20 protein-coding genes are annotated in these 18,862 nt (G+C 71.6%); 8 read left to right on the top strand and 12 right to left on the bottom strand.

Features of this window, described 5'->3' with window-relative positions; genetic code table 11:
• Nucleotides 1-15 precede the first annotated feature (15 nt).
• The gene (locus ACFV0T_RS10630) at nucleotides 16-1,437 is read left to right on the top strand and encodes an FAD-dependent oxidoreductase (RefSeq protein WP_385776646.1); all 1,422 of its coding nucleotides are present in this window, start codon (nucleotides 16-18) and stop codon (nucleotides 1,435-1,437) included.
• 155 nt (nucleotides 1,438-1,592) lie between these two features.
• On the opposite strand, the gene leuE is transcribed toward ACFV0T_RS10630, so the two are convergent.
• Genes leuE through ACFV0T_RS10615 form a run of 3 tightly spaced genes read right to left on the bottom strand, consistent with a single transcriptional unit; the run spans nucleotide 1,593 to nucleotide 4,095 of the window.
• Nucleotides 1,593-2,243 (bottom strand): leucine efflux protein LeuE, encoded by a 651-nt coding sequence (gene leuE / locus ACFV0T_RS10625; RefSeq protein WP_385776644.1) that lies wholly within the window; start codon nucleotides 2,241-2,243, stop codon nucleotides 1,593-1,595.
• A 51-nt stretch (nucleotides 2,244-2,294) separates the two neighbouring features.
• Complete coding sequence (locus ACFV0T_RS10620; protein ID WP_385776641.1) at nucleotides 2,295-2,492, bottom strand: hypothetical protein; 198 nt, start codon at nucleotides 2,490-2,492, stop codon at nucleotides 2,295-2,297.
• Nucleotides 2,493-2,514: 22 nt separating this feature from the next.
• A complete protein-coding gene (locus ACFV0T_RS10615) occupies nucleotides 2,515-4,095 on the bottom strand; it encodes a methylmalonyl-CoA mutase (protein WP_385776639.1) in 1,581 nt (526 codons plus the stop codon).
• A gap of 187 nt (nucleotides 4,096-4,282) precedes the next feature.
• Between ACFV0T_RS10615 and ACFV0T_RS10610 the strand changes: the two genes are divergently transcribed.
• Nucleotides 4,283-5,173 (top strand): L,D-transpeptidase family protein, encoded by an 891-nt coding sequence (locus ACFV0T_RS10610; protein WP_385776637.1) that lies wholly within the window; start codon nucleotides 4,283-4,285, stop codon nucleotides 5,171-5,173.
• 209 nt (nucleotides 5,174-5,382) lie between these two features.
• Here the strand turns inward: ACFV0T_RS10610 and ACFV0T_RS10605 are convergent, their stop codons facing one another.
• The 8 genes from ACFV0T_RS10605 to ACFV0T_RS10570 all read right to left on the bottom strand — a co-directional run bounded on the left by ACFV0T_RS10605 (nucleotide 5,383) and on the right by ACFV0T_RS10570 (nucleotide 12,098).
• The gene (locus ACFV0T_RS10605; protein ID WP_385776635.1) at nucleotides 5,383-6,414 is read right to left on the bottom strand and encodes a hypothetical protein; all 1,032 of its coding nucleotides are present in this window, start codon (nucleotides 6,412-6,414) and stop codon (nucleotides 5,383-5,385) included.
• Complete coding sequence (locus ACFV0T_RS10600) at nucleotides 6,414-7,076, bottom strand: RNA polymerase sigma factor (RefSeq protein ID WP_385776633.1); 663 nt, start codon at nucleotides 7,074-7,076, stop codon at nucleotides 6,414-6,416. The genes ACFV0T_RS10605 and ACFV0T_RS10600 overlap by 1 nt, the downstream gene beginning before the upstream one ends.
• 377 nt (nucleotides 7,077-7,453) lie before the next feature.
• Nucleotides 7,454-7,705 (bottom strand): hypothetical protein, encoded by a 252-nt coding sequence (locus tag ACFV0T_RS10595; protein ID WP_385776632.1) that lies wholly within the window; start codon nucleotides 7,703-7,705, stop codon nucleotides 7,454-7,456.
• On the bottom strand, nucleotides 7,702-8,334 hold the full coding sequence (locus tag ACFV0T_RS10590) for an RNA polymerase sigma factor (protein ID WP_385776630.1): 633 nt from the start codon (nucleotides 8,332-8,334) through the stop codon (nucleotides 7,702-7,704). Before ACFV0T_RS10590 ends, ACFV0T_RS10595 begins: the two co-directional genes overlap by 4 nt.
• Before the next feature lie 107 nt (nucleotides 8,335-8,441).
• Nucleotides 8,442-9,008 (bottom strand): SMI1/KNR4 family protein, encoded by a 567-nt coding sequence (locus tag ACFV0T_RS10585; RefSeq protein WP_385776628.1) that lies wholly within the window; start codon nucleotides 9,006-9,008, stop codon nucleotides 8,442-8,444.
• Between the two features lie 166 nt (nucleotides 9,009-9,174).
• The gene (locus tag ACFV0T_RS10580) at nucleotides 9,175-9,582 is read right to left on the bottom strand and encodes a hypothetical protein (protein WP_385776627.1); all 408 of its coding nucleotides are present in this window, start codon (nucleotides 9,580-9,582) and stop codon (nucleotides 9,175-9,177) included.
• A gap of 131 nt (nucleotides 9,583-9,713) precedes the next feature.
• The gene (locus ACFV0T_RS10575; protein ID WP_385776625.1) at nucleotides 9,714-10,280 is read right to left on the bottom strand and encodes a hypothetical protein; all 567 of its coding nucleotides are present in this window, start codon (nucleotides 10,278-10,280) and stop codon (nucleotides 9,714-9,716) included.
• Between the two features lie 165 nt (nucleotides 10,281-10,445).
• Nucleotides 10,446-12,098, bottom strand: coding sequence for a glycoside hydrolase family 20 protein (locus ACFV0T_RS10570; RefSeq protein ID WP_385776623.1), 1,653 nt, complete (start codon nucleotides 12,096-12,098; stop codon nucleotides 10,446-10,448).
• 155 nt (nucleotides 12,099-12,253) lie between these two features.
• Between ACFV0T_RS10570 and ACFV0T_RS10565 the strand changes: the two genes are divergently transcribed.
• The 6 genes from ACFV0T_RS10565 (at nucleotide 12,254) to ACFV0T_RS10540 (ending at nucleotide 18,166) form a co-directional block, all read left to right on the top strand.
• Nucleotides 12,254-12,877: a 2-oxo-4-hydroxy-4-carboxy-5-ureidoimidazoline decarboxylase gene (locus ACFV0T_RS10565; protein WP_385776621.1), complete on the top strand. Its 624-nt coding sequence runs from the start codon at nucleotides 12,254-12,256 to the stop codon at nucleotides 12,875-12,877.
• A 179-nt stretch (nucleotides 12,878-13,056) separates the two neighbouring features.
• Entirely contained in the window at nucleotides 13,057-13,437 is a 381-nt protein-coding gene (sdhC, locus tag ACFV0T_RS10560) for a succinate dehydrogenase, cytochrome b556 subunit (RefSeq protein ID WP_133043130.1), read from the top strand.
• 5 nt (nucleotides 13,438-13,442) lie between these two features.
• On the top strand, nucleotides 13,443-13,925 hold the full coding sequence (locus tag ACFV0T_RS10555) for a succinate dehydrogenase hydrophobic membrane anchor subunit (protein WP_385776619.1): 483 nt from the start codon (nucleotides 13,443-13,445) through the stop codon (nucleotides 13,923-13,925).
• Between the two features lie 24 nt (nucleotides 13,926-13,949).
• On the top strand, nucleotides 13,950-15,704 hold the full coding sequence (sdhA, locus tag ACFV0T_RS10550; protein ID WP_385776617.1) for a succinate dehydrogenase flavoprotein subunit: 1,755 nt from the start codon (nucleotides 13,950-13,952) through the stop codon (nucleotides 15,702-15,704).
• Nucleotides 15,704-16,465, top strand: coding sequence for a succinate dehydrogenase iron-sulfur subunit (locus tag ACFV0T_RS10545; protein WP_385776615.1), 762 nt, complete (start codon nucleotides 15,704-15,706; stop codon nucleotides 16,463-16,465). The genes sdhA and ACFV0T_RS10545 overlap by 1 nt, the downstream gene beginning before the upstream one ends.
• A 576-nt stretch (nucleotides 16,466-17,041) precedes the next feature.
• Entirely contained in the window at nucleotides 17,042-18,166 is a 1,125-nt protein-coding gene (locus ACFV0T_RS10540) for a hypothetical protein (RefSeq protein WP_385776614.1), read from the top strand.
• Here ACFV0T_RS10540 and ACFV0T_RS10535 read toward each other — a convergent pair.
• Complete coding sequence (locus tag ACFV0T_RS10535; RefSeq protein WP_385776612.1) at nucleotides 18,128-18,850, bottom strand: hypothetical protein; 723 nt, start codon at nucleotides 18,848-18,850, stop codon at nucleotides 18,128-18,130. The genes ACFV0T_RS10540 and ACFV0T_RS10535 overlap by 39 nt on opposite strands.
• Nucleotides 18,851-18,862: the final 12 nt, after the last annotated feature.

The following is an 18,862-nucleotide window of genomic DNA, read 5'->3' as shown; positions in this document are numbered from 1 at the left end:
CGTTAAGGAGAGGTCATGACGGTGGACACGGACGTTCTGATCGTCGGCGCGGGCCCCACCGGCCTCGCGCTGGGCATCGACCTCGCCCGGCGGGGCGTGGCGGCTCTCGTCGTGGAGCGGGGCGCGGGGCTCGCGCCGGGGTCGCGCGGCAAGGGACTCCAGCCGCGCACCATGGAGGTCTTCGACGACCTCGGCGTCCTCGACGCGATCCAGGCGGCAGGGGGCGACTATCCGGTCGGGATGATCTGGCAGGACGGCCGGCGGGTCGGCGAGCACCGGATGTTCGACCCGTCCGAGGCGACCGACGACTCCCCGTACGACGCGCCGTGGATGGTGCCGCAATGGCGCACCCAGGAGATCCTGTTCGCGCGGCTGACGGAGCTCGGCGGGCGGGTCGCCTTCGGCCGCGAGGTGGTCTCCCTCGCCCAGGACGAGGACGGGGCGACCGTGGAGTTCGCCTCCGGCGCGCCGGTCCGCGCGCGGTACGTCGTCGCCGCCGACGGCGGCCGCTCGGCGGTGCGACGCGCCCTCGGGATCGCCATGACCGGCGAGACCGTCGACCCGGACCCGATCCTCGTCGCGGACGTGCGGATCACCGGGCTGGACCGCGACAACTGGCATGTGTTCCCGCCGCGTGAGGACACCGGCGGCTTCCTGGCGATCTGCCCGCTGGCCGGGACGCGGGACTTCCAGGTGGTGGCGCAGTTCCCGGAGGGCACGCCCATCGATCTGTCCCTCGACGGCGTCCGCAGGACCGTCGCCGCTCGCTCGCATCTCTCGGCCGAGGCCCTGACCGAGGTGCGCTGGGCCTCGGACTTCCGGCCTCGGGCCGCGCTGGCGGACCGCTTCCGCGCCGGGCGGGTGTTCCTCGCCGGGGACGCGGCGCACGTCCACTCACCGGCCGGCGGCCAGGGCCTCAACACCACTGTCCAGGACGCCTACAACCTGGGCTGGAAGCTCGGCGCGGTGGTGCGCGGCGAGGCCCCGGAGTCCCTCCTCGACACCTACGAGGAGGAACGGCTGCCCGTCGCCGCCGAGGTGCTCGGCCTGTCCACCCGGGTCCACCGCGGCGAGGAGCGCCGTGGCGGGGCGACCCGTCAGCTCGGCCTCGGCTACCGCGACCGCTCCCTCACGGTGGAGACCCGTACGGAGCTGCCGGACGAGGCCCTGCGCGCGGGTGACCGCGCGCCCGACGCGACCGTGGCGGGCGTACGCCTCTTCGATGTGTTCCGGGGACCGCACTGGACACTGCTGACGGTCGGTACGGACGCCCAGCCACCCGTGCTTGCCGGCGTCCGTACCGCGCGGATCGCGCCGCACGGAAGGTACCGCACCGGGATCTTCCTCGTCCGCCCCGACGGCTATGTGGGATGGGCGGGCAGCAGCCCGCGGGACCTGCCGGGGTACGCGGCCCGCACGGGTCTGCCGGTCGGCTAGTGCCGTTGCCTGTTGCGGAACTAGTGCCGCAACAGGCAACAGGTTTGCTGTCCGGGGAGGTTGGTGACGCGGCCGGCTGGGGTGTGGCCGCCGACTCCGGTGTGGGCGGCCACGACGGCCCCGCGGACGAAACGCACCGGCCTGCGGTGAACCGCTCAGGCGCCGGCGAGCGTGAGCTTGACCGCGAAGCCGAGGAAGAGGACACCGGCGGCGGACGTGGCGCCCGCCGAGAGACGCCTGCGCCGGCGGAAGGCCGCCGCCAGCCGGGTGCCGCCGAATATCAGCGCGGTCAGGTAGAGGAAGCTGGCGAGCTGGGCGAAGGCGCCGAGCACCACGAACGAGAGGGCCGGGTAGGCGTACCCGGGGTCGACGAACTGCACGAAGAAGGCGACGAAGAAGAGGATCGCCTTCGGGTTGAAGAGGCTGACCACCAGGGCCCGGCGGAAGGGCCGCTCCCCGGCCACCGGCTCCGCCTGCGCGCTCTGCGCGGCCGGCTCCCGCCGGGCCCGCCACATCGCCCACGCGGCCCGCAGCATCCCGACCGCCAGCCAGGTCAGATATCCGGCGCCGGCGTACTTCACGATCCCGAACAGGACGGCGTTCGCCTGCAACAGGGACGCCACCCCGGCCGCCGACAGCGTCATCAGCACGGTGTCCCCGCACCACACCCCCGCGGCGGCCGTGTACCCGGTACGCACACCTCGGCGGGCGGCGACGGACAGCACGTACAGCGAGTTCGGTCCCGGCAGCAGGACGATCAGGACAAGGCCCGCGAGATAGGTGGGGAGATCGATGACACCAAGCATGAGAGCGAGTCTCGCACGGGGCTACGACAGCGCGTCCGCGCGTCTCACGGTTCAGTCACCGTCGCGGAGGGTGCCCGCGCGGAGGTCGCGGGCGGCGCCCACGGAGGCGGGGACGTGGACGCTCTCGCCCCGCTGGTGACGCTCGGGCGCCGGGTACTTGCCGTCGGCCGCCCCGCCCTGCCCCGGCGGCACACGGGAGGGCGGGTCGGCGGCTTCGCCCGACGTCGGCCCGCGCTGCGGTACGGCCACCCGTACGAAGGAGTCCCCCGGCTCAGAAGGCGTCCGACGGCACGTAGGTGCCCCACACCGCCCGCAGCGCACCGCACACCTCGCCCACCGTCGCCCGCGCCCGCAGCGCCTCCTTCATCGGGTACAGGACGTTGTCGTCACCCTCGGCGGCCTTCTTCAGGGCCGCCAGCGCGCAGTCCACCGCCCGATGGTCCCGCTCCGCGCGCAGCGTCGCCAGGCGGGCCGCCTGCCGGGCCTCGATCGCCGGGTCGACGCGGAGCGGCTCGTACGGCTCCTCCTCGTCCAGCCGGAAGCGGTTGACGCCGACGACCACGCGGTCCCCCGCGTCCGTCTCCTGCGCGATCCGGTAGGCGTTGCGCTCGATCTCGCCCTTCTGGAAGCCGTGCTCGATCGCCGCGACCGCTCCGCCCAGGTCCTCGACCTTGCGCATCAGCTCCAGCGCCGCCGCCTCCACGTCGTCCGTCATCCGCTCGACGGCGTAGGACCCCGCGAACGGGTCCACCGTCGCGGTCACGTCCGTCTCGTGGGCGAGCACCTGCTGCGTGCGCAGCGCCAGCCGCGCGCTCTTGTCGGTGGGCAGCGCGATCGCCTCGTCGAAGGAGTTCGTGTGCAGGGACTGCGTGCCGCCCAGCACCGCCGCCAGGCCCTGGACCGCGACCCGGACCAGATTCACCTCGGGCTGCTGGGCGGTCAGCTGCACCCCGGCCGTCTGCGTGTGGAAGCGCAGCATCAGCGACTTGGGATCGCGGGCACCGAACTCCTCCCGCATGACCCGGGCCCAGATCCGGCGGGCGGCGCGGAACTTCGCCACCTCCTCCAGGATCGTCGTACGGGCCACGAAGAAGAAGGACAGGCGGGGCGCGAGATCGTCGACGTCCATGCCCGCCGCGACGGCCGTACGGACGTACTCGATGCCGTCGGCGAGGGTGAAGGCGATCTCCTGTGCGGGCGAGGCACCCGCCTCGGCCATGTGGTAGCCGGAGATCGAGATGGTGTTCCACCGCGGGATCTCGGCCCGGCAGTACCTGAAGATGTCCGCGATCAGCCGCAGGGACGGCTTCGGCGGGAAGATGTACGTCCCGCGGGCGATGTACTCCTTCAGGACGTCGTTCTGGACGGTGCCCGTCAGCCGGTCGGCCGGCACGCCCTGTTCCTCCGCCACCAGCTGGTACAGGAGCAGCAGCAGCGCCGCGGGCGCGTTGATCGTCATCGACGTCGACACCTCGTCCAGCGGGATCCCGTCGAACAGCACCCGCATGTCGTCGATCGAGTCGACGGCCACGCCCACCTTGCCGACCTCGCCGTGCGCGATCGGCGCGTCGGAGTCGTGGCCCATCTGGGTCGGCAGGTCGAACGCCACGGACAGGCCCATCGTGCCGTTCGCGATCAGCTGCTTGTAGCGGGCGTTGGACTCGGTCGCCGTGCCGAAGCCCGCGTACTGGCGCATCGTCCACGGGCGGCCGGTGTACATCGACGGGTAGACCCCGCGGGTGAAGGGGTACGCCCCCGGATCACCGAGTTGCCGTGCTGGATCCCAGCCCTCCAACGCCGCTGGTCCGTACACGGGTTCGATGGGCAGTCCGGACTCCGACTCGCGCGCCATGGTGTGTCGCCTCCTGGTTGCGTGAAACCACGATGCCGCGCCGTTCGCGTGCCGTCATCCGCGGGGAGCATCTCAGGTGACATCGTGCACTGTCCGTGTACGTCGGCCAGAGGACCGACGGGACGGACGGCCAGGCGGACGACGGGACGGACGGCGAGGGTTGCCGGTGAGACGACGGGGGGCCGTGATGCGTAGTACGGGCATGGGAAGACCGACTCCTGCGGGCCGGGGGAGGCCCTTCGCGGCTGTGGCCGCGGTGGCGGCCCTGACCGCGCTGGCGACCGTGTGCGGCTGCACCGCGCAGCCCACGGACGGGGACGGCGGGCACCGCTCCCCCGTCCACATCAGCGTCACCGGCACGACGCCGGGCACACCGGGCGCGTCCCGCACGCCCGCCGGCTCCGACGACAAGGCGGAACCCGGCCGAGCCTCGCCCTCCGTCGCCCCCGCGGTGCTGTGGGCCCCGGGGGACACCGGGCGGGACGTGCGCGAACTCCAGGCCCGGCTGCGCCAGGTCGCCTGGCTCTTCGACGGGCCGACGGGGACGTACGACGATCTCACCGAGGAGGCGGTCAAGGGCTTCCAGGGCAAGCGCGGGCTGCCACGAACGGGTGAGACGGACGCCGTCACCTGGCAGCGGCTGCGGGCGATGACGCACGAACCCGGGCGGTGGGAGCTGTACCTGATGGGCGGGCAGCCGGCCGCCGCGCCGGACCCGCGCTGTCTGACGGGCCGGGTGCTGTGCGTCAGCAAGTCGAGCCGCACCCTGCGCTGGATGATCGACGGGCGGACCGTGTCGACGATGTCGGTCCGCTTCGGCTCCCAGTACACGCCCACCCGGGAGGGTGTGTTCAACGTCTACTGGAAGTCCCGCCACCATGTGTCGACGCTCTACGACTCCCCGATGCCGTACGCCATGTTCTTCAGCGGCGGGCAGGCCGTGCACTACTCGTACGACTTCGCGGCCCGCGGGTACGCCGGTGCCTCGCACGGCTGTGTCAACGTACGGGACGAGGCGGCCGTCGCCGCGTTGTTCGCGCAGGTGAGGAACGGCGACAAGGTCGTCGTGTCCTGGTGAGGCCGCGGAGTGCGGGAGAGGGATTCGGGGCGCGGGCGGAACCGGGGGAACGTGTCCCGCCCGCGCCGGGTGCACGTGCCGTAGGTACGGGGGGAACCCCGGCTCCGTGCGACGGCCGATGACCAGTCGGCTCACTTATCTCTGCGCCGGGACCGCCAAAAACGTCACACCTGTCATGGAAAAAGTTCAACTAATTAAGAAACCGCAGGTCAGCGACGTGCGCCGGAGGCGGAGGCACTGTGCCGATGGCCGCCGCGGCCGTGCCCGCGGCCGTCGTCGCCGCCGCGGCCGCCCCTGCCCTTGCCGGTCTCCCCGCGGGAGTCGTCCGGGGAGTCGCCCTTGGAATCGCCCTTGGAGTCGCCCCGGGAGTCGTCCTCGGACTCCCCCTTCGCCCGGGTGTCGTGGTCGGTGCCCGAGGCCGCCGTGGCGAGGACGCCCTTGCAGTACTTCCACACGCGCGTGGAGCCGCCCGCGACGCCCTCGAGGGCGCGTCTGCGCTCGGTGCCCAGCTCCCGCCCGGCGCGTACCTCCCGGCAGGCCGCGGCGGCACCGCTCCACGACGAGCCGGAGCGCGGGCCGGAACCGGCGAGGGCGTCGGGATCGCCGCCCTCGGCGGTGGCGCCGTTGTCCGTACCCCGTGTCGTGCCCCGCGCCGGATCCCGGCCGGGAGAGGTGCCGGTGCTGCCGCCGGGCGACGCCAGGCCGGTGCTGCCGCCCATCTCCTCGCCCGGTGTGGGCGGGAGCAGTGGGCGGCCGGGGCTCGCGGCGGCCGGGGCGGAGGCGGCGGGCACGGGTTCGGGGCCGCCGAACGGCGCGGGCAGGACTCCGGTTCCGACCGCCACGGCGACCCCGCCGACCATGCCGGCCGCCAGCGCGGCGGACAGCCCCAGGCGTACCGGGCGGCCCCAGCGGGGGCGGCGGGCGGGCGGGGTGGAGCGGCCGAGGCGGACGAGTCCGGCGTCCGCGGCGTACGGGGTGCGGGCCCGGGTCCGGCGAGCCGTGGCCGGCCGCTCGGCGTCACGGGCGGCGCGCGCCGCCCGGAACGCGGCCAGCGCGGCGGCCTCGCCCGGGAGTTCGGCGCTGCTCGGCGGGGGTGTCGCCGCGGACAGCGCGCCCAGCGTCTCGGTGAGCCGTTCGGCCCGGTCACGGGCCGTGGCGTCGACGGGGGTGTCCAGCGGCTCCCCGCGCAGCAAGCGCTCCGCCGTTTCGCGGTCCAGCCACCTGTCCTGCTCGTCGGCCATCACATGTCCTTCTGCGTCCGCGCGCGTGGATGCGTCACACCGGCGGACGTCACCGCGCGACCGCGCGGCTCTCGCTGGGACGGCAGGGCGTCGAGCCCGCCGGGTGATTCCGGATCGGCGCCGAGGAGTTCGGCGAGCCGCTTCAGACCGCGGTGCGCGGCCGTGCGGACGGCACCCGGCCGTTTGCCGAGCGTCTCGGCGGCGGTCTTCGCGTCCAGGCCCACGACGACCCGCAGCACCACCGCCTCCGCCTGGTCCTGCGGCAACCGGGCGATGAGGGAGAGGGTGCGACCGGTGGCCAGGGCCTCCATGGCTTCGCCCGCGGTGTCGGACTCACCGGCCTTCGCGGTCAGTTCGGTCTCGTCGCCGCCTATCGCGGGGCGGCGCCCGCGCATCCGTATGTGGTCCAGGGCGCGGTTGCGCGCGATACGGGCGGCCCAGCCGCGGAAGCGGTCCGCGTCGCCGGTGAACCGGTCCAGGTCGCGGGCGATCTGGAGCCAGGCCTCGGAGGCGACGTCCTCCGCGTCGAGGTCTCCGACCAGCGTCCGTACGTAACCGAGCAGCCGAGGGTGCACCGTGCGGTACACAGTCCGGAACGCGGTCTCGTCCCCGTCCTGTGCCGCAAGCACCGCGGCGGTCAGCTCCGCGTCGTCCCCCAGCACCGCGCCCCTTTTGCGCCTAAGCCGGCACCGCTCTCGCGGACCGGGTCCTCGCCGTCGTGGTTGCTCGATCGATGGATGCGCTCACAGCCCCCGTGGTGGTCGCGGCGGTCCACCGCTGTCCGTAGTACGGCGCGAAAGGCACGTTACGGCGTGAAACCGCTGCTCGTCCACGTCGGTAGAACATGCAACTAACTCGTGACTCTGAGGGTGTGACAGAAAACGCACTCATGGCGCTGTAGGAGATACGGGCCGCCGCGCGGCCCGTGCCGCGCGACGGCCGGGGCCTCTCCTGTGGGGGGTGGCGGCCCCGGCCGTTGCCTTGGCAGCGGATTCCCGGGGCCCACGGCCCACTGGTGGCCGGCGTGGAAAGCGGTCGCTCAACGCGGGGGCCACATCCGCCAGTCGTCCCGCCGCCGGGTACGCGCCACGGGTGCCCCCAGGTCGCGTACGGCCAGGAAGGCGGCCACCGCGCGCTTCTCCGACTCCGCGTCGGTCTCCCCCTCGCGCAGCGCCGCGGCGAGCAGCGCGGTCAGCCGGGCGGTGCGGCCGGGCGCCTTGCCGTCGCCGCGCGCCTCGCCCGGGTCCAGGTCCGTCCCCGCACCGTCCATGCCGTCTCCGCACCTCTTCATGTCGACTCCCCCAGCGTCCGGTGGCCTTCATCCGTCACTCCCGGGGCCTGCCGGCCGTGCACGCCCAACTGCCGGGCGATGCGGCGCAGGCCGCGGTGGGCGGCGGTGCGCACGGCGCCGGGACGCTTGCCGAGGATCCGGGCGGCGGTCGGGCCGTCGAGACCGACGACGACCCTCAGCAGCACGGCCTCGGCCTGCTCCGGCGGCAGGGCGCGGATCAGTTCCAGGGCGCGTGCCGTGGAGAGGGACTCCAGGGCCTGGTCGTGGGTGCTGTGCGGGCCGGGCAGGTCCAGCACGTCCGGTTCGAGCGCCGCCGCCCGGGGCCGTACCCGGCGGCGGCGCAGCTGGTCCAGCGCTCGGTGCCGGGCGATGGTCGCGGTCCAGGCGCGGAAGCCCGCCCCGTCCCCCTTGAACCGTCCGAGGTCGCGGGCTATCTCCAGCCACGCGTCGGCCGCCACGTCCTCGGCGTCGTCGCCGACCAGCCCGCGCAGATACCCGAGCAGTCCCGGCTGCACGATCCGGTACGCCACCGCGAACGCGCTCTCGTCCCCCTGCTGGGCCAGCGTGACCGCCGCGCCCAGCTCCCCGTCGTACGCCTGCGCCCGCCGGGGTTCCCCTCCCTGGCCCAAGACAGTCCTCGTTCATGCCGAGTTCGATGCCGCGTCGCGTGTGAAGCCGGCGCGTCGCGGGTCTCCACGGTCATCTGCGTCTGTCCCGGAAGAAGTGTCACAGCGGGTCAGGCGTTGGCCTCCGCGTCGAACCAGTCCTTCCCGGCCGCCCAGTGCGCGACCCAGCCCGCGAATCCCGGCGCGGCGGTGGTGTGGCCGAACTCCGCGCCGAACGGGACGGCTCCGACGTCGGTGATGTGCCGGACATGGCCGCGGTGGGGGCCGGTGACGACCAGATGCCAGTCCATGGCGCAGCCGTCGGTGCCCAGGACGACGGTGCCGTGGTCCGCGACCTGTTCGACGAGCAGCTCGATCTCGTCCTCGGGGCGGCCGTCGTCCTCCCACAACCACTCCTCCACCAGCGGGAACGGCCGGCTCAGCGCACGCTCCGCGGTGTCACCGCCCTCGCCGTCCGGCACCTCTTCGAGTCCGAGCGGTCCGAACTCCGGCGGCCCGCTGCAAGACCCGTCGGTCACCTCGGCCACGAAGCTGCGGTACGGCTCGGGCAGCACGATGCCGTGCCGGGCCTCGAAGACGTGGACCGCCTCCCAGCCCAGGGCCGAGACGCCCTCGTCGACGTCGAACGCGGCGCGCAAGGCCTCGAGTTCCACCGGATCGGCGTGATCGTTGTCCATACGGCAGGGGTACCAGCAGGCACCGACGATCGACCCCCGGCGGCCCCACCCTGGAGCGTCCGCAGGAACCACCAAGCCCGCGAGGACCGCCCGGACCACCCGGACCACCGGGCCCGCGAGGACCGCCCGGCACGCCAGGACCGCCTCGCTCACCCACCAGCGCCGCTCACCCGCCCGCGCCCCGCGCCTCCGTCGCGTCCAGGCACAGCAGCCGCAGCGAGCCGTGGCCCCCGAAGCACCGGCGGGCCTCGTCCATCGGATCCCACAGCCGCCCGTCCGGGGTGCGCACCCAGTGCTCCCCGCCCGTCGCCCACCACTCCGCGCCGGTCTGACGGACGATCACCTCGCCCGCGTACGCGCCGAAGCCGCGCAGCACGCCCTGCGCGGCGGCGTGCGGCGTGTCCTCCCGCCGCAGCTCCTCGATCAGCCGGTCCACCCGCCACAGGCTCTGCGCCGAGTAGTCGAGCCGCAGCCGCGCGCCCTCGCGCATGGCGGTCACCGCGTCCGCCGCCCACCGCACCGGCCTGGTCGCGGCGTGGGGCCTGGACCCCTGCTGTGCAGTTCCAGTCGTCACGTAGGTCGTCACATAGCTCGTCACACTGAGAAGAGCGAGGTCAGCGGCCTTTTCGTCACCCGGATCCGGGGGGTTCCCGCAACCGGTGCAGGACCGCCCCAGCCCCCTCGCACGACGGGCACAGGATTCACTCAGGAACGGGGTTTACGCCCTCGCGCCCGCCGCGACACCACCGCGCGCAGCACCCGGCGCCCCTCCGTGGACACCTCCAGCGCCGGGCGCAGTCCGCCCACGCCGTGTTCGGCGAGCAGTTCCAGGACGGTGATCTGCCGGCGCAGTTCGGCGGCGACGAGCGGCGGCATGTCCTGCGTACGGCCCTCACGGCGCGAGTCGACCGGGGAGGCGTCCTCGGCCGGGTCGAGGAGCCGGTGGATCTGGAGCGAGGCGACCGAGCAGGCGTCGGCCCACAGCCGCACCTCGGCGGCGGTCGGCTCGGCCGGGGCTGCGGCGAGCATCCGGTGGACGAGGAGGGCGGCCTCGTTCTCCTCGGACCGGGCCGGCTCCGCGAGCTTCCCGCGTGCCTGCTCCAGCGAGGCGCCCCAGTCGGCGGCCCCGGAGCCGTCCGCGAGACTCCCCCACAGCGGCCGCAGGATCTCGTCGTCACCGCCCAGCAGCGGCACACACCGATCCAAACAAGCCAGTCCGCTCGCGGCCAGTCCGCGTTCGTCGGCCTGACCCATGAGGTCAACCAGGCTCATCCACGCCTCCCTCGCCGGGGCGCCATCCCCTACGGAGCCCGCACTTTCCCTTACTGCGTGCGACTGCTCGGTAGTGTCACACGGAACGACGCCGAGTCGGCCGAGCAGACGGAAGAAGTTAATTTCGGCCAAGGGAGTGAAGGATGGCGGCGCACTGCCACCGGCTCACCCCAGGTGCGTCGCCAGCGCCGTGAACTCGGTCCACGACAGCGGGGGCGTCTCGGGGTCCCACAGCTTCTGGACCGTGGCCCGCAGCGGCATCCGCACGCCGGCCGCGACCTGGTCCTGGGTCTGGGAGTTCGCGAGGTCGCACCAGACCGCGAAGCTGCCGCCGAGGATCTGGTCGTCGTACGTCGCCGGCACGGCCGCCGTCCCGCGCAGCACGCGCGGGGTCCACAGCTCGTAGATCCGCCGTCCCGTCGGGTAGACGAACGCGTTCGGCTGCCCGAGCACGTAGTACAGGAACTCGTCGTTGTAGTTGAGCACCTCGCGCCCCGTGCTCAGGTACTCCGCCGGCTGCCGGGCGCCGATCTCCTTGCCGGTCCAGTAGGCGACCTGGAGGTCCTCTGCGGGCCGCGCGGACGCGTCCCGGAAGAAGCCGTCGTTCCAGGCCCGCATCGTGCGGTCGTGGCCGCGGACGGTCGCGGCGCGGCCGTTGAGCCAGCCGGTGGTGAGGTCGGCGACGGTCCCGGAGGAGCCGTACGCCGCCCGGGCCGCGGCGGCCAACTGCGGATAGGAGGCGGCCGGGTCCGACACCGTCAGCGCCTGGTACTCGTCGCCGCCGAGGTTCCACTGACTGCCGGGGAACAGACCGGCGTACTCGTCGAGCAGGTCGTCGACGATCTTCGCGGACTCGGGCTCGGAGATGTCGATCGCCCCGCGCGTGGCCACGCCCCGCACGTTGCGCAGCTGGAGGCCGGGGTGGGCGGCGATGACGGCGCCCAGGTGACCGGGCGAGTCGATCTCGGGCACGATCGTGATGTGCCGGCTCTCGGCCAGCTGGACGATCCTCGCGACCTGGGCCTTGGTCAGATGCTGCTCGGACACGATCTCCGGGTGACTCGTGGACTCGACCCGGAAGCCCTGGTCGTCCGAGATGTGCAGCCCGAGCTCGTTGTACTTCAGGTCGCCCAGCTCGCGCACCCGGTCCTCGATCCAGGAGGCGGTGAAGTGCTTGCGCGCGATGTCCAGCATGAAGCCGCGGCGCGGCTTGGCCGGCTCGTCGTGCACGACGCCCTCCGGGGCCGTACCGCCGCCGTGCACCTCCTGCTTGAGGGTGCGGGTGCCGTAGAAGACGCCCGCGTCGGCGGGCCCGCTGATGGTCACCCGGCCGCCGCGCACGGTCATGGCGTACGACTCCGGGTCCGCGCCCTCGTCGTCGTTCAGCGCCAGCCGTACGTCCCCGGCGCGCACGTCGCCCTTCTCGCCCGCGTAGGTCAGCCCCAGCTCACCGGCGATCAGCCGGCCCTCGTCGGACAGCTCGCCGTCGCTCACGACCACCCGGTTCCCGGGCGCCGGCTTCCACCCCGGACCGCGGGCCGGGGTGTGGGAACGCACGGCGGGGATGGTGCGCGGGGTCCGGGAGAGGGCGTAGGAACGCGTGGGCGAGGGGCTCGTGCCGGTCACGCGCCCGGCGGCGGTCCCGCCCGAGGCGGACGCGGAGGCGGAGTCCTGCCGGGCCGACGAGCCCGCGGGGCTCCCGTCGTCACCGGAGGCCCAGAGCCCGATCCCGGTGCCGAAGGCGGCGACCGCGACCCCGATCAGCAGGGCACGCCGCCCCACCTTCTTCTGTGGCGCCCGGCGCCTGTGCTGGCTCACGGCGCCAACCTACGGCCAACGGTGACCGGGTGGTGTCCACCACACGTTCCGAAACTCTCCCGTGCGGGTGAAATTCGGGCATCCGTCGGACACGACCTGACCCCGCTCGATACGGTGTCGTCACACCTCTCACAGCATCCCCTGCCGACACACACGTGACGCGAGGACCCACGCTGCCTGCGCACCGTCTCCCCCACCTCCCTGGCCGTAGGGCCATATCCGCCCTCCCGGAGCAGACCCGTACCCCACCGTCCCCGAAGGTGCTGGAGGGGTTCAACACCGCGTCCGCCGACGACGCCTGCCACCTGCTTCTGGGCTGCCTCCGCAGCCTGCGCTGGGCCAGGCGGCTGGCCGACCATCGCCCGTACCCCGACCTGGACTCACTCCTGGCGGCCTCCGACGAGGCGACGTACGACCTGACTCCGGAGGACCTGGCGGAGGCGCTGGCGGGCGAGGCACTGCCGACATTGCCGGACGGAATGTACCCGGTGGCCCATACCGCCCTGAGCGCGGCACACGCGGCATACGAGGCACGCTTCGGACACGTGTTCGTCATCTGTCGGGGCGGAGTCACCCCGGAGGAGGCCCTGGACCACATCCTGGGCGGGATCCGGTCACGATTGACGAACGATCCCGAGGAGGAACGGGTCGTGGCGGCGGAGGAACTGCGCCGCCTGGCGAGGGAACGGCTGGCCGACACGCTGGGGGGCGCGGGCAACCGTATGACCGGCCACGACGGCGCCACACCCGGCAAAACCCGGCGCACACCGCCCCCGTAGGCGTCCGGAATAGCCCGTCCGTGCCCTTTGGGCTGCCAGTTCGATCACACCGGCAGGCCCCGCGTAAGCGTCACAGGCACACGTCGCTACGATGCTGGGGGCCGGTGGACCGTACCCGGCCGGGCCCGTCCGACACCGAAGCCGGCAGGCCCCAATCCCCGCTCCCGGAGGGTTCTTCCGTGCCGGCTGGAACGCTGTACCGCGGCCGGGAAGGAATGTGGTCCTGGGTGGCTCATCGAGTCACCGGCGTCCTCATCTTCTTCTTCCTGTTCGTTCACGTGCTGGACACCGCTCTCGTGCGTGTCTCGCCTGAGGACTACGACAAGGTCGTAGCCACGTACAAGACCCCGATCGTCGGGCTGCTGGAGTATGGCCTCGTAGCCGCCATCCTCTTCCACGCGCTCAACGGACTGCGCGTCATCGCTGTCGACTTCTGGTCGAAGGGGCCGCGCTACCAGAAGCAGATGCTCTGGTCCGTCGTCGGCATCTGGGTCGTGCTGATGATCGGGGCGATCTACCCCGTCCTCGGCCACGCCGCTCGTGAACTGTTCGGGAGCTGACGCCGATGTCCACCACTGAAACCACCGCGTCCGGAATCGGTCCCGTCGAGGGCGGTTCCGTCTTCAACGTCGACAACCCGGCGCCCTTCATCGAGGCCCCGCGCGCCCGCACCAAGAAGACCCCGAAGTCCACGCGGGGCAACTTCGAGATGTACGGCTGGCTGTTCATGCGCCTGTCCGGCATCGTGCTGGTCGTCCTGGTCCTGGGCCACCTCCTCATCCAGCTCGTGCTGGACGGCGGCGTCTCCAAGATCGGCTTCGCCTTCGTGGCCGGCCGCTGGGCCTCCCCGTTCTGGCAGGTCTGGGACCTGCTGATGCTGTGGCTCGCGATGCTGCACGGCGCCAACGGCCTGCGCACGGTCATCAACGACTACGCGGAGCGCGCGAACACCCGGCTGTGGCTCAAGGGCCTGCTCTACACCGCCACGGTGTTCACCATCCTGCTGGGCACGCTGGTGATCTTCACCTTCGACCCGAACATCCGCTAGGCACGGGGCTGAGGTAATCCACTCATGAAGATCCACAAGTACGACACCGTCATCGTCGGCGCCGGCGGCGCCGGTATGCGCGCCGCCATCGAGTCGACGAAGCGCAGCCGCACCGCCGTGCTGACCAAGCTCTACCCCACCCGCTCCCACACGGGCGCCGCGCAGGGCGGCATGGCCGCCGCGCTGGCCAACGTGGAGGAGGACAACTGGGAGTGGCACACCTTCGACACGGTCAAGGGCGGTGACTACCTGGTCGACCAGGACGCCGCGGAGATCCTGGCGAAGGAGGCCATCGACTCGGTCCTCGACCTGGAGAAGATGGGCCTGCCGTTCAACCGGACGCCCGAGGGCCGGATCGACCAGCGTCGCTTCGGCGGTCACTCCCGCAACCACGGCGAGGCCCCGGTCCGCCGGTCCTGCTACGCGGCCGACCGCACCGGTCACATGATCCTCCAGACGCTGTACCAGAACTGCGTGAAGGAGGGCGTGGAGTTCTTCAACGAGTTCTACGTCCTCGACCAGCTGATCACCGAGGTCGACGGCGTCAAGCGCTCGGCCGGCGTCGTGGCGTACGAGCTGGCGACCGGCGAGATCCACGTCTTCCAGGCGAAGGCCGTGATCTACGCGTCCGGCGGCACCGGCAAGTTCTTCAAGGTGACCTCCAACGCGCACACGCTGACCGGTGACGGCCAGGCCGCGGTCTACCGTCGCGGGCTGCCGCTGGAGGACATGGAGTTCTTCCAGTTCCACCCGACCGGCATCTGGCGCATGGGCATCCTGCTGACGGAGGGCGCCCGCGGTGAGGGCGGCATCCTCCGCAACAAGGACGGCGAGCGCTTCATGGAGAAGTACGCGCCGGTCATGAAGGACCTCGCGTCCCGTGACGTCGTCTCCCGCTCCATCTACACGGAGATCCGCGAGGGCCGCGGCTGCGGTCCCGAGGGCGACCACGTCTACCTGGACCTCACGCACCTCCCGCCGGAGCAGCTGGACGCGAAGCTCCCGGACATCACGGAGTTCGCGCGCACCTACCTGGGCATCGAGCCGTACACGGACCCGATCCCGATCCAGCCCACCGCGCACTACGCCATGGGCGGCATCCCGACGAACGTCCAGGGTGAGGTCCTGTCGGACAACACCACGGTCGTCCCGGGCCTGTACGCGGCCGGCGAGGTCGCCTGCGTGTCCGTCCACGGCGCGAACCGCCTGGGCACGAACTCCCTGCTGGACATCAACGTGTTCGGCCGCCGGGCGGGCATCGCCGCCGCCGAGTACTCGCAGAAGGCCGACTACGTCGAGCTGCCGGCGAACCCGGAGTCGCTCGTCGTCGCGCAGATCGAGCGGCTGCGCACGTCCACGGGCACCGAGCGGGTGGCGGTCCTGCGCCGCGAGCTCCAGGAGACCATGGACGCGAACGTCATGGTGTTCCGCACCGAGCAGACCATCAAGACGGCGGTCGAGAAGATCGCCGAGCTGCGCGAGCGCTACCTGAACGTCTCGATCCAGGACAAGGGCAAGCGGTTCAACACGGACCTGCTGGAGGCCGTCGAGCTGGGCAACCTGCTCGACCTGGCCGAGGTCATGGCGGTCTCCGCGCTCGCCCGCAAGGAGTCCCGCGGCGGTCACTACCGCGAGGACTACCCGAACCGCGACGACATCAACTTCATGCGCCACACCATGGCGTACCGCGAGGTCGGCGACGACGGCACCGAGTCCATCCGTCTCGACTACAAGCCGGTCGTGCAGACCCGCTACCAGCCGATGGAGCGTAAGTACTGATGGCAACCCCCGTTCTGGACAAGGTCGAGGCGGAGTCCGCCGCCTCTCCCTACATCACGGTCACCTTCCGGGTCCGCCGCTTCAACCCGGAGATCTCGGCCGAGGCGACCTGGGAAGACTTCCAGCTGGAGATCGACCCGAAGGAGCGCGTCCTCGACGGCCTCCACAAGATCAAGTGGGACGTCGACGGCACCCTCACCTTCCGCCGCTCGTGCGCGCACGGCATCTGCGGCTCGGACGCCATGCGGATCAACGGCAAGAACCGCCTTGCCTGCAAGACGCTGATCAAGGACATCAACCCCGACAAGCCGATCACGGTCGAGCCCATCAAGGGCCTGACGGTCCTCAAGGACCTGGTCGTCGACATGGAGCCGTTCTTCCAGGCGTACCGCGACGTCATGCCCTTCCTCATCACGAAGGACACGAACGAGCCGACCCGCGAGCGTTTCCAGACGGCGGAGGACCGCGAGCGCTTCGACGACACCACGAAGTGCATCCTGTGCGCGGCATGCACGTCCTCGTGCCCGGTCTTCTGGAACGACGGCCAGTACTTCGGCCCGGCGGCCATCGTCAACGCCCACCGCTTCATCTTCGACAGCCGTGACGAGGCGGCCGAGCAGCGCCTGGAGATCCTCAACGACCGCGACGGCGTGTGGCGCTGCCGCACGACCTTCAACTGCACGGACGCCTGCCCGCGCGGCATCGAGGTCACGAAGGCGATCCAGGAAGTGAAGAGGGCGCTGATCACTCGGCGGATCTGATCTTTCTGTCGTACGTGGGCGAAGGCCCCGTCTCCCGGCTGCGCGCCGGGGGCGGGGCCTTCTTCCCGTTCTCCGGAGGGCCGGCGCCAGGAGGACGGCTCGGTACTCGACGTGAACATGCTGTGCGAGCAGCGGAGTTGACGGCATACTCGATCCACCGAATTGGGGGCGAGGATGGCGGGGACGCGGTTCGGCGGGGTGGCCTGGGGGCTGCGGCTGTGGACCTTGGCGCGGGTGCTCCTGGTCACGCCCTCCCCTCCTGTCGGCTCTTTCGGTGATCTGTCCTCCTCAGACCCTTCGAGGAAGAGATGGGTCTACGTCTGCCCGCAGGAAGGCTGCACGGCGAACATCCAGTCGAACGATTCCGCCCGGGCCGGCAATGTGCGCTGTTTCTGTGGCACTTATCCGGTATTGCGCAACCGGCTGGTGAACGACACATTCGTGGCGCTCCGGCACAGTCACGAGATCTGGGTGTGCATCAGATGCGACGAGCCTCCGGCACGCGGCGCGTCCCGCCCCCTGGTGAGATCGGGGCACGTCTTCAAGCGCTACGCCAAGGGTTCTGGAGGTTGAGGAATGCTCAAGGCGCTTGCCGAGGCCAGCGGCAAAGTTATCGGCGGGGCCCGTTTCAGCCTGACCAGCGTACTGCCCGGTGTGCTGCTGGCGACGATCGTCGCCGCCGTCGCCCGAGCGGGGCTCTTCGACCTCGAGGCGCGGCCTGACTTCACCGCGGTAGCGCCCGGTCGGCAGGACACCGCAGCCGTGGTTCTCTTTGTCTTCTTCGCCTTCGTCGTCGGCGTGTTGCTGCGCCCCTTCGAGGCCGCGATCGTCCAGTTGCTGGAGGGCTACTGGGAGAGGCCGTCACCGCTGGCCCCCCTGCGCGACGCGGCGATCGAGCGTCACCGACGCCGCAGGGATCGGGCGTTGCTCATGTGCCAGCACTCCGAAGCCGTGGAGGAGGCGGACCGAACCGCGTCCTCGTCACCGGGCAGCAGGGCCCCGGGCGCGTCGGTTTCCCTGCATGAACTCGCCGAGCGGGATCGGCGTAGAGCGCGCCTGCGCCGGAACGCCAAGCGCGCCCGCAGCGTCCGGGCCGGATACGCCACCGAGATCCGGCAGGACAGCGCGGCGCAGCAGCGGGATCCTCACGGGGAACTCATGCCGACATCGCTGGGGAACATGCTGCTGCGCGCCGAGCGACTCTCGGGTGACCGCTACGGTCTCGACATGATGAGGGTCTATCCGCGGATCTACCCCTTCATCGCCCCACGCCTGGAGAACGCCGTCACCCAGCAGCTCAGCCTCATCGCCGCGACGGCATCGCTCGCCGTGTCCCTCGGAGTCACCACGCTGGCGTTGCTGCCCCTGGTCCTGCGCTGGGACATATGGTCACTGCTGCCACTGGCTCCCGCGGTCCTGACCGCCCTCGCCTACCGCGGCGCGACAGCGGCCGCCGCCTTCCACGGCACCCTGTTGTCGGCAGTCTTCGACGTGCACCACTTCGACCTGGCCAAGGCGTTCCACTACGACCCACCGGAATCCGCCGAAGAGCTGACCGCGATGAACCAGCAGATCTCGGAGTTCCTCGCCCAGGACAAGCACGCTTACGTCGAGGAACTGGGGCACCTCTCGATGACGCACCAGCCCGAAAGTGAAGACCCTCTACAGCGAGCGAACGGCAACGGCGCCTCCCAGACCTAGTACGTTCAGCACTATCCGGTGGGGCCGGCGCAGGCCGCCACTGTCGAAATGCAGGTACTCGTCCACGTCGGCGTACACGACGACCTGCTCCGCAAAGCGCACGGCGCGGGTGCCCTCCACGTTCCCCTTGACCACCGCGCAGGATGGCCCGACAACGAGTTCGACGCGGCCGAAGAACACCGTGACGTCGACCCTGACAACCCGCAGTCGGTCGTCGGGCGAGGTGACTCCGGCGAACCGTGCGCTGGAGAGGTCTATGACGGCGTTCCCGAGGTACGAACTCACCGTCAATGTCTGCAACGGCACGGTCGACGTGAGAACTCGCCGGTCCACGGGCACGAGCACGCTGCGGTACCGGCGCAGCGGATGGTCCTCCGCGCGACCGGCGGGATCCGTCCGCACGCCGAGGGAGAGCGCCACCCCCAGGGCAATCACGACGGACGGCCAGATACGGTCCGCGGTCTCACCCTCGAAGGCACCTGCGTCGTAGGCCGCCCACAGGCCGCCGCCGGCGACCAGCACAACGGGGCCGGCCAGCAGCCCTTTGGGCACGGCCGCCCGAAGGATCAACAGCAGGCCCACCACGGCGAGCGCGTACGGCAGCGCCGAGAGCGCCCATCGCCCCGCCGACCGCACAGCCGACGCGTCGCCCAGCAGCCAGACCGTGCCGACGATCACCACCAACAGCCCGAAGGC

This window comes from Streptomyces sp. NPDC059582 (assembly GCF_042735715.1).
Classification (GTDB): domain Bacteria; phylum Actinomycetota; class Actinomycetes; order Streptomycetales; family Streptomycetaceae; genus Streptomyces.
The sequence above is the reverse complement of the archived record's forward strand: the minus strand, read 5'-3'. Positions and strand labels throughout refer to the sequence as shown.

Bases quoted from the DNA above. Each gene is read 5' to 3' on its own strand.
- ACFV0T_RS10595 (WP_385776632.1), bottom strand. From the start codon at position 7,705: ATGAAGAGGTGCGGAGACGGCATGGACGGTGCGGGGACGGACCTGGAC.
- ACFV0T_RS10540 (WP_385776614.1), top strand. From the start codon at position 17,042: ATGCTCAAGGCGCTTGCCGAGGCCAGCGGCAAAGTTATCGGCGGGGCC.
- ACFV0T_RS10575 (WP_385776625.1), bottom strand. From the start codon at position 10,280: ATGAGCCTGGTTGACCTCATGGGTCAGGCCGACGAACGCGGACTGGCC.
- sdhA (WP_385776617.1), top strand. From the start codon at position 13,950: ATGAAGATCCACAAGTACGACACCGTCATCGTCGGCGCCGGCGGCGCC.
- ACFV0T_RS10555 (WP_385776619.1), top strand. From the start codon at position 13,443: ATGTCCACCACTGAAACCACCGCGTCCGGAATCGGTCCCGTCGAGGGC.
- ACFV0T_RS10615 (WP_385776639.1), bottom strand. From the start codon at position 4,095: ATGGCGCGCGAGTCGGAGTCCGGACTGCCCATCGAACCCGTGTACGGA.
- ACFV0T_RS10585 (WP_385776628.1), bottom strand. From the start codon at position 9,008: ATGGACAACGATCACGCCGATCCGGTGGAACTCGAGGCCTTGCGCGCC.
- ACFV0T_RS10605 (WP_385776635.1), bottom strand. From the start codon at position 6,414: ATGGCCGACGAGCAGGACAGGTGGCTGGACCGCGAAACGGCGGAGCGC.
- ACFV0T_RS10545 (WP_385776615.1), top strand. From the start codon at position 15,704: ATGGCAACCCCCGTTCTGGACAAGGTCGAGGCGGAGTCCGCCGCCTCT.
- ACFV0T_RS10610 (WP_385776637.1), top strand. From the start codon at position 4,283: ATGCGTAGTACGGGCATGGGAAGACCGACTCCTGCGGGCCGGGGGAGG.
- ACFV0T_RS10630 (WP_385776646.1), top strand. From the start codon at position 16: ATGACGGTGGACACGGACGTTCTGATCGTCGGCGCGGGCCCCACCGGC.
- leuE (WP_385776644.1), bottom strand. From the start codon at position 2,243: ATGCTTGGTGTCATCGATCTCCCCACCTATCTCGCGGGCCTTGTCCTG.